Origin of the sequence: Porphyromonas canoris (genome assembly GCF_000765975.1) — a bacterium.
Classification (GTDB): Bacteria; Bacteroidota; Bacteroidia; order Bacteroidales; family Porphyromonadaceae; genus Porphyromonas_A; species Porphyromonas_A canoris.
Map to the genome: position 1 here is coordinate 24,153 of NZ_JQZX01000007.1, position 11,960 is coordinate 36,112.

Consider the following 11,960-nt stretch of genomic DNA (forward strand, 5'->3'; position numbering starts at 1 on the left):
TTATGGGATTATTTGGTTTTTTTTCAAAGGATAAGAAGAAAACTCTGGATGAGGGTTTGGAGAACACAAGGTCCAATGTCTTTTCTAAGATTGGTCGTGCAATAGCCGGAAAAAGTACGGTTGACGATGAGGTCTTGGACGAATTGGAAGAGATCTTGGTAACATCTGATGTTGGAGTAGAAACCACTCTGAAGATCATCAAACGTATAGAAGAACGCGTTGCTCAAGACAAATATTTTGGAACCAACGAGCTGACCAAAATACTTAGAGGAGAAATAGCTGCTCTATTGGAAGAGAACAATTCCATGGATGGCGAAGCATTTTCTCTTCCGAAGGAAACAAAACCCTATGTTATAATGGTAGTGGGGGTCAATGGTGTTGGAAAAACAACGACGATAGGGAAGTTAGCATACCAATTCAAGTCTGCAGGATATAATGTCGTTCTTGGTGCAGCGGATACATTTAGAGCCGCCGCTGTTGACCAGTTGGTTATTTGGGGCGAAAGAGTGGGAGTGCCTGTTGTCAAGCAGCAAATGGGTTCGGATCCTGCTTCTGTCGCTTTCGATACACTCTCTTCTGCAAAAGCCAGTGGAGCAGACGTGGTTATCATAGACACAGCCGGCAGACTTCATAATAAGGTCGGCTTGATGAATGAACTTACCAAGATAAAGAACGTCATGAAAAAAGTTGTACCGGATGCTCCTCATGAAGTTCTTCTTGTTCTGGATGGTTCCACAGGTCAAAATGCGTTTGAACAAGCAAAGCAGTTTACAGCTGCAACGGAAGTGAATGCTTTGGCTATAACAAAGTTGGATGGAACAGCCAAGGGAGGTGTCGTAATAGGTATTTCAGACCAATTTAAGATACCTGTAAAGTACATAGGATTGGGAGAAAAAGTTACCGATTTGCAGCTTTTCCGTAAGAAAGAGTTTGTGGACTCTCTCTTTGGTGAATAACTCTCAAGGAGTATATAAGAGATTCAATTTGAATGAGAAAGAATAGAGTAGATATCATAACACTGGGATGTTCTAAAAATCTCGTAGATTCAGAACTGCTGATGCACCATTTTATTACGGTGGGGTATCAGGTCTTTCATGATCCTGAGAGGGTTTGTGGAGAGATCGTTGTTATCAATACTTGTGGATTTATAGGAGATGCCAAGGAGGAGTCTATCGAAACTATTCTTAGAATGGTAGAGGCAAAGAAGCAAGGTGCCATAGGACAGCTTTATGTGATGGGTTGCCTCTCTGAAAGATACAGGGAAGAACTGAAAAAGGAGATCCCGGAAGTTGATGCATATTATGGAAAGTTCGATTGGAAGAACCTTGTCGGAAATCTTACCAAGGCTTTTCTTGTTGATGCTTCGGGTCTTAGGAAGATCACCACACCACAGCATTATGCTTATGTGAAGATTTCGGAAGGGTGTGATAGAGCTTGTTCTTATTGTGCCATTCCTCTCATCACCGGTAAGCACAAGAGTAGGAGTATAGATAACATCATAAAAGAAGTTACATCTCTTACTGATAGTGGTGTAAAAGAAATTCAGCTCATCGCTCAAGATCTTACTTATTATGGAAGGGATCTTTATAAGAGAGCTGCTTTGGCAGACTTGCTAAGAGAGCTATGTACCATAGACAGACTGGAGTGGATACGTTTGCACTACGCCTATCCTACACAGTTCCCTTTGGATATTTTGCCGGTTATGGCAGCAGAGGATAAGATCTGCAACTACTTGGATATCGCTTTGCAACACGCTTCAGACAATATGTTGAAGATTATGAGAAGAGGTATCTCGAGAAAAGAAACAGAAGCTCTTCTAAGTCGGATTCGGCAAGAAGTTCCGGGTATTCACATCCGTACTACAATGATGGTAGGACATCCCGGAGAGACAGAGTCGGATTTTGAAGAACTCTTGGATTTTGTCGCTGCACAAAGATTTGAACGAATGGGAGCTTTTGCATACTCCCACGAAGATGACACATACTCTTGGAAGCACTATAAAGACGATATCCCCTTGAAGATAAAGAAGGATAGACTATCCAAACTAATGAAGTTACAAGAGGGTATTGCTTTTGATAATGCTCAACAGAAAGTAGGACAACAGCAAAAGGTCATTATAGACAGAGAGGATGCAGAGTATTATATCGGTCGTACAGAGTTTGACTCTCCCGATGTCGATCCGGAAGTACTAATCTCCAAGCAAGGATGCTTGTCTGTTCCTTTGGATATAGGGCAGTTTTACAAAGCTGATATTGTGGACACTATAGGTTTTGACCTTATAGCAGAGATACGAAACAAAACATAAATTGAAATTGTGGCATGAACACATACGGGAACGAATCTCGCCTCATATGCTTATGGGTGCACTGGCTTCAGACTACGCTTCTTGACGGAAATCCTTTTTGTTGGGAAGGTGTAGGTACTCTCTATGTGAAATGCGAAGATGAGTACATCGGTGTTTTAGAAGACACTCCATACCTTTTCCCTCCTCATATTGCTCTTGTTTTCGAGCCGGCCGGAGAGCTTATCTCTTTTCTTCAGAAGAGAGACTTGTCCCTTCTCTCATCATACTCTCAACATCATACGGCTCAACTGCTTTCCGAGATTTACTCTACATTCTCTTGCAAAGAGTTTGCCCTTGATCTGGAAGAACACACTCGCTCTTTCTTGTCTCTGCTTTTAGAGGGGAAAAGTGCGTACCAAGAGGGATTTGGTACACTCTCTCTGCGTAATGCTTCTGAAGGTAGCACTCTCGATTTCTCCCCTGATGCCTCTTTTGTCGAGCGACTTCAAAAACCTTTTGAGGCTTTTGAGCCAACCATACTAAAGTCTGCCTCTTTATTCCCCGATCTTTACATCAAAAAGATATCCGATATTCATATCGAAACACCGGTTCAAACATTTTCTATTCCTCGATTTATACCGGAAGAGAAAAAGGTTGAAAGCGGTAGTTTCGATATTTCTGTTTTAGGGCAAAAAGATACACCCTCTTCTTCGGAACAAGGGATTGATGTTGTACCGGCTGTGCAAAACAAGAAGAAATGGTCTCCTGCCTTTTTGTTTATTCCCATACTCCTTCTCTTGCTTGGAGGTATTATGTTTTGGTATCTGAACTCTCATAAGGAGACAGTCCCTGAAACGCTTCCCGCTCCTCTTCCACAAACAGAGGTGGTAGAGGCTCAAAAGGTAGATGCCGAACCGGAAGAGCAGACAGACAAGATGCTTCCTCTTGCTGTGGAGACAGTAGAAAGAGGCACCACTTTAAGTGGATTGGCACAGAAACATTATGGGAATGTTATCTTTTGGGTCTGCATCTACATGGAGAACTATTCTGTTATATCGGATTACAATAATGTCCCTCTCGGACAAGAGCTCAAGATACCTCCTTTGGACAAGTACAAAATGAAAGGAGATAGAGCCGAAGATATATCCCGATGCCGAAGAATCGAGTACCTCATCTACTCCTCCCAGTACAAACCCGGCGATGAGAACGATCTCTAAAATACTTACCACACTATAACATACAATATCTAAAGCCATATCCAATGTTTACTCCGGAACATTTTCTTCTCGTAGGATCTTCACTCATCATATTAGGACTTATTCTTAGCCGAGCCGGCTTCAAGTTGGGAGTACCTGTACTGCTTCTCTTTTTGGGAGTTGGTATGTTGGCAGGAGAAGAAGGGCTCGGTATCAGCTTCAACGATACCAAGATTGCACAGTTCGTCGGAGTGATGGCTTTGACGGTAATCCTCTTTTCCGGAGGTATGGATACCAACTTCAAGGATGTAAAGCCTCGTCTGAAAGAAGGAATATCTCTGGCTACGGTTGGGGTCTTGCTTACAACACTGCTTACAGGAACGTTCATATACTATCTCTTTCAGCTTGAGTTCATGCCCATCCATCTTACCTATGTGCAATCTTTGCTTTGTGCTGCGGTAATGTCCTCTACGGATTCTGCTTCTGTATTCTCTATCTTGAGGACGAAAGAGATTACGCTGAAACAGAATCTCCGTCCCACACTGGAGTTGGAGAGTGGAAGCAATGACCCTATGGCATATATGCTTACAGTGATACTTATTCAGCTGGCTTCGTTAGGCGATATAAGTACTTTTGAAGCAGTGTTTGACTTTTTCAGACAGTTTATCATTGGTGCTTTTGTCGGTTGGGGGATGGGAAAGATAGCCGTTTGGATGGTCAATAGGATCAATCTCCCCAATCCTTCTCTATATCCCATTTTGTTATTGGCATTTTCGGGGCTGATCTTTGCTTCTGCATACGCATTTAAGGGCAATGGATATCTGGCTGTCTATATCGGAGGACTCATTGTAGGAAACTCCAAACTCAAGTTCCAGAAGTCTGTCAAAGGATTTTTTGACGGCTTTGCTTGGCTTTGGCAGCTTATTATGTTCCTTACGTTGGGGCTGTTGGTCGTTCCTTCCGAACTCTTCCACGTTGCCATCCCGGCGATACTCATTGCTCTGTTCCTAATATTTCTTGGGCGTCCTATTGCTACATTTTTGACCCTCTTACCCATAAGAAGCTCTTTGAGTAATAAGGCAAGACTATACGTCTCATGGATGGGTCTTCGTGGTGCTGTCCCTATTATCTTTGCCACCTATCCCTTGGTTGCAGAAGTTCCCAATGCCACTACTATCTTCAATGTGGTCTTCTTCATTACTCTGCTTTCCCTCATTATACAAGGCTCTACCGCTACATGGATGGCAGAAAAGCTCGATTTGGTGGATGAGCCGGTGCAGAAACGAGTATTTGATGTCGAGCTTCCCGAAGAGATCAAGAGCGCACTAAGCGAGATTATTGTAACGCAAGAGATGCTGGCTTATGGCAGCACTCTTACAGACATACCCCTTCCACGCCATACACTTGCGGTGATGGTATTGCGTGGAGGACACTATTTTATACCGAGCGGAACTACCGAACTCCAAGTGGAAGACCATATCCTGCTCATTTCGGACGACCAGGAAGCTCTCTTGGCATACTATGAAGAGACCGGAATAGCTCCGTACAGAATGGAAGTAAACGAATAACGTTATGACCAGATCTACTTTACTTGCACTTTTTCTCTCTTTTCTCTTTCCTTTTTTCTCCTCTTCTATTTCTGCTCGCAATAGCAAGGGGACGTTTGTCGTGGTCATAGATCCCGGGCACGGAGGCAAGGATGCCGGAGCATTGGGAACCATTAGCAAGGAGAAAGATATTGTTCTCAAAGTAGGACTAAAAGTAAGAGAGCTTCTACGTAAGCAGGATCCCGGCATCGCTGTTTTGATGACTCGCTCCACCGATGTGTTTATCGGTCTCAACGAGAGGGCAGACTATGCCAATCGTAACCATGCCGACCTTTTTGTCTCTATACATGCCAACTCCGTAAAATCCAAGTCGGCACGAGGAATAGAAACTTATACTCTCGGTCTCGCTCGCTCGGAAGAGAATCTTCGTGTAGCGATGAAAGAAAACTCGGTAATCCTTAAGGAGGATGACTACAAGACAAAATATGAAGGTTTCGATCCCAACTCCACGGAGAGCTATATCATGTTCGAGTTCATGCAGAATAAGAATATGGAAAGCTCCATAAAGCTGGCTCAGAACGTGCAGAAGAATTTGGTTGTTGGAGGACGTAGGGTCAATAGAGGGGTTAAGCAGAATATCTTTCTGGTTTTGCGCCGTACATCCATGCCGAGCATCCTTATAGAGTTAGGATTTATATCCGATCGGCAAGAAGAGAGTTACATGAACTCCGTAGCCGGTATAGATGAAATGGCTCGTTCCATATCCTCTGCGGTGATCAAGTATAAGCAGGATTTAGATAAAAAGCTTTCCGCTCAGTCTGCGCAGTCTGCACCACAGCCGCCTGCGGAAGAGGTGAATGCTTCTACCAAAACATCTGTTCACGCAGAAACACCGAAAGCATCCGCTCCGGAAGGGGAGAAGAGATACCGCATTCAGATCCTTACTCATTCCAAAAAGATAGATCCGTCAGATGCTCGCTTCAAAGGGTATGGACAGCATCTCAAATGTTATCGGGATGGCGACCAATACAAATATACTCTTTACGACTTTGCCTCTCAAAAAGAGGCTTTGGAGCAACAAAAGAAGCTGAAGAAAGTTTTTAATGGCTGTTTTATCGTTACCTTTGTCGGAGATAAAAGGGTAGATTAGAATTATCGTTGTATTTATATTAAGCAAAACTGTATGGAAACACTCAACAAGAAGTCGCAGTTGTTAAGAATCGGAATTGTAGGACTCATTGCATTGGTCATTCTCTATTTTGGACTCAACTTCTTAAAGGGACTGAATATATTCAGTCGGGAATACGTGTACTATACCAGTCTGCAAAATGCCAAAGACGTTACCGTATCCACTCCCATCCTCATAGACGGATACCGGGTAGGCTTGGTTACGGCTGTGGAGTACGACTACAAAGACTTCACAGGTACAAAGGTCGAAATGTCCATAGATAAAAATCTGAAGATACCCAAGAGCAGCTACGTCATAGTCAAGGGTAACCCTTTAAGTGGAGCCGAGCTGGTGATTGTTCGCACCGGTACTACCGATTTTCATCAACCGGGTGAGAGGCTGAACAGTAAAGCCACAACGGATATTCTTTCTCAGTTTACCGACGAGCTTCTTCCTAAGTTGGCAGGGACGATCAACAGGATAGATACTCTTCTCATGGGTATTCATACCATTATTGACAACGGGAATATTCCCGAAACACTTGGTGAAATACATGCCACCTCTATCAACTTGAACCAAACCGTACGTACGCTCAGGCTCTCCATAGACAAGCATCTGCCCGGAATGATGACCGATTTCAGAGCCGGAGCAGCCTCCATAGCCGGCATAACATCCAAGCTCGACAGCCTCGACTATGCCGCTACTTATGCAGAGCTTCAACGTACCGTAGAGCAGCTTCATCAGCTTACCCGGAGACTTCAACAGCCCGACAATACACTCGGACTACTTCTCACAGACAAAAGGCTCTACGAACAGCTCAACCGCGTAACCCTCTCTGCCGACAGTCTTCTTGTGGACATCAAGGCAAATCCCAAGCGCTATGTGAAGTTCTCTCTCTTCTGACAACAGGAGATCGAGCTGCTCCTTTCTTAGGAACAATCTTTTAAGGATATATAAAAAACCGATTCGATTTTGGTCGAATCGGTTTTTTTATTGTCGGGACAGATAAAAAGATACCTTTGAAAAGGTCTCAAAAAGAGGATCTGTCCGCTCTATTACAGCCATTGAGCCATGAAAGCATCCATCTCTTCCGCCTTCTCTTCCAGCCTTTTGAAAAACTCAAACTGAGCCAAAGAGCGTTGCAGATTATGCTTCGGACTCTCTATCTTGTAGTAAGTATCACCATTGATATAGTCTGTCAAGAAGCGCACGGTCTGCATACAAGTAAGCAGTCTTCCGCCATAAGGTAGCAGACGGATCTCCTGAGGCGTTAGAAATGCCTGCGCACTCTCCATATATCCACGAGTGTAAGCCTCGAATATAGGCATATTGACGCCGATCTTCTCAAGCTCCGGTTCATCTTCTCTGCCGGTATTCACTGCTGTACGGATGAAGTCGCCTATATCGGAAAGAACAAATCCCGGCATAACCGTATCGAGATCCACCACGCAGAGCACCCTCTTTTCATTCTTATCAAAAAGGATATTGTTCACCTTCGTATCGCAATGGTTGGTACGCATCGTGAGCTTACCCTCTTCATACAGTCTCTCTTGAATGCACATCTTTTCGGCACGGCTTTCAAGCTCATCCACCAACCACTGTACCTCCGACAGTCTGCCCGCTTTATCCTCTTTCACTGCATCCCTTAGCTGACCAAGGCGAAACGTCATGTTGTGGAAGTTTGGAATGGTATCGCCCAACACTCCGGCAGGAATATCTGCAAGCATCGCCTGGAACTCACCGAACGCTTTACCTGCTTCGTAGGAAAGCTCCGGAGTAACAGCCTCGTAGCTCACGCTGTTCGGAATAAAGAGGCACACGCGCCAGTAGCTCTCGCCATCGAAATAATAGTTTTTGCCATCTTTGGTACGGAAAAATGTCAGTACCTTTCTGTCCAAATCTTTCTCTCCTCGCTCCGATAGTTTCTTGCGGATATGCTCCGTAACTGCAAAGATATTGTTCTGAAGCGTCTCCACATCCGTAAAGATCAGATGATTGATACGCTGTAAAATATACTTGAACTCTCCATCGGACATCCTCACTCCGAGAGTGTCATTGATGTGTCCGTTACCTACGGGCACCACTTCCACAACCTCTCCTTCGATAGGAAAGTGCTGAAGAATAGACGCATAGTCGGCTCTTGTATTCGTCATAAATAGAAGGGTTTATAAGGGTTTACTAAATCTTTTGTGTCCATAAACACGTGATCGTAAAGATACTATTTTTTCTCCGTATCTCTTCCTGCATTTTCCTACGGCACTTCTTCTTGCTTTTGTCTATCCTGCAACACTCCCTACCACCGAATCCCATATCTTCCTCATGGCATTGCTTCCTGCTTTTGTCTATCCTACAACATCCCCTCTACCGAATCCCATATCTTCCTCACGGCTCTCCATCTTGCCGTATAGCCGTTCAGAAGTTCAGATAACCCTGTTCACATCTTTCGTTAAACAGGATAAAGAGTTCAAATCACGAGTTGATTTCCAAAATTCAAGCCTCGATTTCTCAAAACCCAATCTCGATTTCCAAAAATCTACCCTTGATTTTTATACCCCATGTCCTGACTTCCACAATTGTTTGCTTTTAGACCTATTTTTATTCTTGATAAAGAATATTTATAAATACGCTTATGCCATCTTTTCATCATCAAACATCATAAGACCATTCCTTTTCATCTCTTTCCTAAACTGTATTTTCTCTCTTTTGCGAGCTGTTATTCTCTTTATCTATTTTGTTATTAAATGATTAAGCCATTCTTTTATCCTTTCGGATAAACTTCTTGTGAAGCAAACCGAACGATCTTACAATCTTCATTATAATAATCTCATTGTTTTATGATATGGATTGGAATATTAGTATTTATTGGCTATATTTGGAGGAAATAAAATCCCCGAAATACATTTAACAATTTATGAAGATTAAATTAAGCATATCCGGAAATAATAGTTTTGTCCCTTTTGTTCATCAACCTTTACTTGTTGGAACCATTCAAAAATGGTTGGGAGATAATGAATGGCATGGGAATAAATCGCCTTTTAGTTTTTCTCGACTTAGAGGAGGACGAGCGGTAAAGGGTATGAACGGAATGATGTTTGAATCCACCGGGAGCCTTATCATAGGTACTCCATACAAGGAAGTTTTAGATAGATTCGTAGATGGAATTTCTAAAGATCCAACCATGTTCAATGGCTTAGTAGTCCAAGAAATATTGGTCATGGGAGATCCTGATCTGTCAGGTTGTGATATATTCTATCCGGTAAGCCCCATTTTGTTGAAGCAAAAACAACCGGAAGGAGGATACTCTCATATTATTTTTTCAGATAAGGAAGCAGATAACGTGCTTACAGAATCACTTCAAGCAAAACTCAGAATGGGAGGTCTTGAAGACCCTTCTGCTTATGCGGAATTTATTAGAGATAGCGAAGGAGCCAAAGGGATGCTCATAGATTATAGAGGAGTTAAAAATAAAACGAGTTGGTGTCCGATCAGAATCGTTGGTAAGCCGGAGACAAAACTATATATCTGGAATATAGGAATAGGACACTCTACCGGTATAGGTTTTGGTTGTATAACAGACAAATAGATTATCAGTATGAATACAACAGAAAAAAGCATAAATCTTGAGATCCTTCGGGATGTTCCGGAACTTACGGATAAGATTCAACTCATCTTAGAACCTCTTGTCCCTCTTTCAATGGTTTCAGAGTTCCCGGGATCTTACTATAAAACTTTGGACGTTCCAAGTAAAAAAATGCTATGCGGACTATTTGAAAATATTTTCGGATGGCATTTCAGTCCTAAGTGTAGGGAAGATATAATTAAGGATATCTCCAGATATAAACACGAAAAGTATGATTATTCTTCAAGCTATAAGCCACTTCTAATGGAACATTTTGATGTTCTTAAATGTGAGATAAAGTCGGAAAGAGAGAGCATAAAGTTTAATGATTTTTGGAAAAGGCAGTATAGGAGAGAGGATGAAGGAAAGACACATGTGGGTGGATGTGCTAATGTAGATTATCGGGTAATTCAAGATCTTGAAAATATTGTGAAAGATCGGAAATTATTTCGGGCAAGAAACGGTTATTTCCCCACTTACTATACAACCCCAACGAATAGAGAATATATAGATATTGGAGGGTATTATGTAGTGGATCTTAAGGTTTCTTCTTGTTTTGGGAAATGGCTACTTGAATCTCTGAACAATAACATAGGTTACTTGGGAACGAGTGAAGGTTGGATAAATATTGAAGTTGGAAACTATGAAGATAAATGAACATCCTTTCATTAAATATGCGGAAGCTCTTCTTTTGTTTAGAGAAGAAAATTCTTCTGATGTAAAAACAGAGCGGCAGTTTCTTTTAGAAGAGATCAAACGCAGCAAAGAACACTTTCGTATAATGCCTAATGAGGCTTGCGAAGGAAAAGAAGAAGTTCTTTACAAGTATGTTGCAAAAGAGAAGGGGGATACGGCTAAGGGAGTATATCTTTCTCCGAGCGTTATTTCTACTGATAGGCTTTTCCACCATGCATGGAAGAGTCTGAGTGCATACGAAGAGACCTTATGTGTGTCGGACTGTGATCTTGAAAAGATGAAGGAGGTTGTGATGTCTGAAATACCTCTTGCTGGAGAATTTTTGGGATTTACTGAAAAAGGAGGAATAACAAGAAGTAAGCCTAAAGCTTCTATCAAAGAGAAAATCTTGGGTACCATAGCGACTACGACTGATCTGAAGCCATGTTGTCAGCACGAAGGAAGTAACTTTTGTATTATACCTGATCTCTCTGCTGAGCGAATGCTTGACTTCATATATGTTTTTGATAGAATGATGAGACAGAGAACAGAGGGATTATTTAAGGGAAGAGTAATCAAGAATAAACCCAAACGTCCGCTTCTGTATCGTGGAAATTATCCCGGAGCACCGAAAAGTTTTGTGATGAATGGAATATCTTTACTCGCCGCATTGGGAGAAATGATAAAGGATTCCGAGTGCTCCATTCGGGCAGAACGCGTTTTAGACGCACTAAAATCTGCTGATATTTATCTGATACAATATGGGGATGCAAAGCTATTCTCGTATAGTCACCATATTATAGAGTTGGCAAAACAAAAACAACTGCGTGGCATAGTTGACGGAATGTATTACTCTATACTTTATAAGTGTGGAAAAAGAGTTGTACAGAAGTCTGTTAGTATTGAATATGAACGTTTCGATTTTGCATTGTCTCGTTTTTTACACTTGTTTAATTCGTCATCTTTCAAGGATTTTATGGTATTTAGAGCAGAATATCCTGTTAGTGCAGAATTATTATTTAACACATATTTTATAAGGATCGAAAAAATGGATCAGAAAGTAGTAGAATCGGCAAAAAGTCTAGGACAGTGGCTGAATAAGATAGCCTCTAATGTGGCTTCCAAAGAGCTGGAAGGGACGAAAGGTTCCGCAGACTATTGGAAAAAGAGAGATGAGATAAAATTTAAGATCTTAGTTGAGTTAGAAAGTTCAATATTTTCAGCTAAAAATGGTCCTGCTATGATTGCACAAATCTTAACAAGGGCTGGTCGAATTTCAAATACAGATGCTCCTTTTGAAGCGTCTCTATTTATTGAAAGTACAATTGCCGGAAACATCCCATTGGATAGTGCCAAGGATGTTCTTATAGCTTTTTCTCGAATAAAAAGTAAAAAGAAGTCCATGGAGCAAGAAGACATTGATGACGTGGAAGATGATAGTGAAGATCTAAATAACGAATAAAAAAGAAAT

General features: G+C 41.9%; 10 protein-coding genes. 9 read left to right on the forward strand and 1 reads right to left on the reverse strand.

From position 1 onward, the window contains the following. The first annotated feature begins 2 nt into the window (after positions 1 to 2). Genes ftsY through HQ29_RS02615 form a run of 6 tightly spaced genes read left to right on the forward strand, consistent with a single transcriptional unit; the run spans position 3 to position 7,098 of the window. Positions 3 to 956 carry a signal recognition particle-docking protein FtsY gene (ftsY, locus tag HQ29_RS02590; protein ID WP_036790438.1) on the forward strand — a complete coding sequence of 318 codons (954 nt, stop codon included), beginning with the start codon at positions 3 to 5 and terminating at the stop codon, positions 954 to 956. A gap of 32 nt (positions 957 to 988) precedes the next feature. Beyond that, a complete protein-coding gene (rimO, locus tag HQ29_RS02595; protein ID WP_036867370.1) occupies positions 989 to 2,305 on the forward strand; it encodes a 30S ribosomal protein S12 methylthiotransferase RimO in 1,317 nt (438 codons plus the stop codon). A 14-nt stretch (positions 2,306 to 2,319) separates the two neighbouring features. Continuing rightward, positions 2,320 to 3,501 (forward strand): LysM peptidoglycan-binding domain-containing protein, encoded by a 1,182-nt coding sequence (locus HQ29_RS02600; protein WP_036867372.1) that lies wholly within the window; start codon positions 2,320 to 2,322, stop codon positions 3,499 to 3,501. A 44-nt stretch (positions 3,502 to 3,545) separates the two neighbouring features. Then, positions 3,546 to 5,048 carry a potassium/proton antiporter gene (locus tag HQ29_RS02605; protein ID WP_036867374.1) on the forward strand — a complete coding sequence of 501 codons (1,503 nt, stop codon included), beginning with the start codon at positions 3,546 to 3,548 and terminating at the stop codon, positions 5,046 to 5,048. A 4-nt stretch (positions 5,049 to 5,052) separates the two neighbouring features. Beyond that, a complete protein-coding gene (locus tag HQ29_RS02610) occupies positions 5,053 to 6,177 on the forward strand; it encodes an N-acetylmuramoyl-L-alanine amidase family protein (protein ID WP_036867376.1) in 1,125 nt (374 codons plus the stop codon). A 33-nt stretch (positions 6,178 to 6,210) separates the two neighbouring features. After that, entirely contained in the window at positions 6,211 to 7,098 is an 888-nt protein-coding gene (locus HQ29_RS02615; RefSeq protein ID WP_036790422.1) for an MlaD family protein, read from the forward strand. A 152-nt stretch (positions 7,099 to 7,250) separates the two neighbouring features. On the opposite strand, the gene HQ29_RS02620 is transcribed toward HQ29_RS02615, so the two are convergent. Next, on the reverse strand, positions 7,251 to 8,348 hold the full coding sequence (locus HQ29_RS02620; protein ID WP_036867378.1) for a phosphotransferase enzyme family protein: 1,098 nt from the start codon (positions 8,346 to 8,348) through the stop codon (positions 7,251 to 7,253). A 758-nt stretch (positions 8,349 to 9,106) separates the two neighbouring features. Between HQ29_RS02620 and cas6 the strand changes: the two genes are divergently transcribed. The 3 genes from cas6 to cas8c are packed head-to-tail and all read left to right on the forward strand — an operon-like array spanning position 9,107 to position 11,951. After that, positions 9,107 to 9,778 (forward strand): CRISPR-associated endoribonuclease Cas6, encoded by a 672-nt coding sequence (gene cas6 / locus HQ29_RS02625; RefSeq protein ID WP_036867380.1) that lies wholly within the window; start codon positions 9,107 to 9,109, stop codon positions 9,776 to 9,778. Positions 9,779 to 9,787: 9 nt separating this feature from the next. After that, a complete protein-coding gene (gene cas5p / locus HQ29_RS02630) occupies positions 9,788 to 10,471 on the forward strand; it encodes a type I-PGING CRISPR-associated protein Cas5p (protein ID WP_036867382.1) in 684 nt (227 codons plus the stop codon). Further along, a complete protein-coding gene (cas8c, locus tag HQ29_RS02635; RefSeq protein WP_036867384.1) occupies positions 10,458 to 11,951 on the forward strand; it encodes a type I-PGING CRISPR-associated protein Cas8c/Csp2 in 1,494 nt (497 codons plus the stop codon). Before cas5p ends, cas8c begins: the two co-directional genes overlap by 14 nt. Positions 11,952 to 11,960 lie beyond the last annotated feature (9 nt).

Excerpts from the sequence above, each read along its gene's own strand:
- ftsY (WP_036790438.1), top strand. The coding sequence starts at position 3 with ATGGGATTATTTGGTTTTTTTTCAAAGGATAAGAAGAAAACTCTGGAT.
- rimO (WP_036867370.1), top strand. The coding sequence starts at position 989 with ATGAGAAAGAATAGAGTAGATATCATAACACTGGGATGTTCTAAAAAT.
- HQ29_RS02600 (WP_036867372.1), top strand. The coding sequence starts at position 2,320 with ATGAACACATACGGGAACGAATCTCGCCTCATATGCTTATGGGTGCAC.
- HQ29_RS02605 (WP_036867374.1), top strand. The coding sequence starts at position 3,546 with ATGTTTACTCCGGAACATTTTCTTCTCGTAGGATCTTCACTCATCATA.
- HQ29_RS02610 (WP_036867376.1), top strand. The coding sequence starts at position 5,053 with ATGACCAGATCTACTTTACTTGCACTTTTTCTCTCTTTTCTCTTTCCT.
- HQ29_RS02615 (WP_036790422.1), top strand. The coding sequence starts at position 6,211 with ATGGAAACACTCAACAAGAAGTCGCAGTTGTTAAGAATCGGAATTGTA.
- HQ29_RS02620 (WP_036867378.1), bottom strand. The coding sequence starts at position 8,348 with ATGACGAATACAAGAGCCGACTATGCGTCTATTCTTCAGCACTTTCCT.
- cas6 (WP_036867380.1), top strand. The coding sequence starts at position 9,107 with ATGAAGATTAAATTAAGCATATCCGGAAATAATAGTTTTGTCCCTTTT.
- cas5p (WP_036867382.1), top strand. The coding sequence starts at position 9,788 with ATGAATACAACAGAAAAAAGCATAAATCTTGAGATCCTTCGGGATGTT.
- cas8c (WP_036867384.1), top strand. The coding sequence starts at position 10,458 with ATGAAGATAAATGAACATCCTTTCATTAAATATGCGGAAGCTCTTCTT.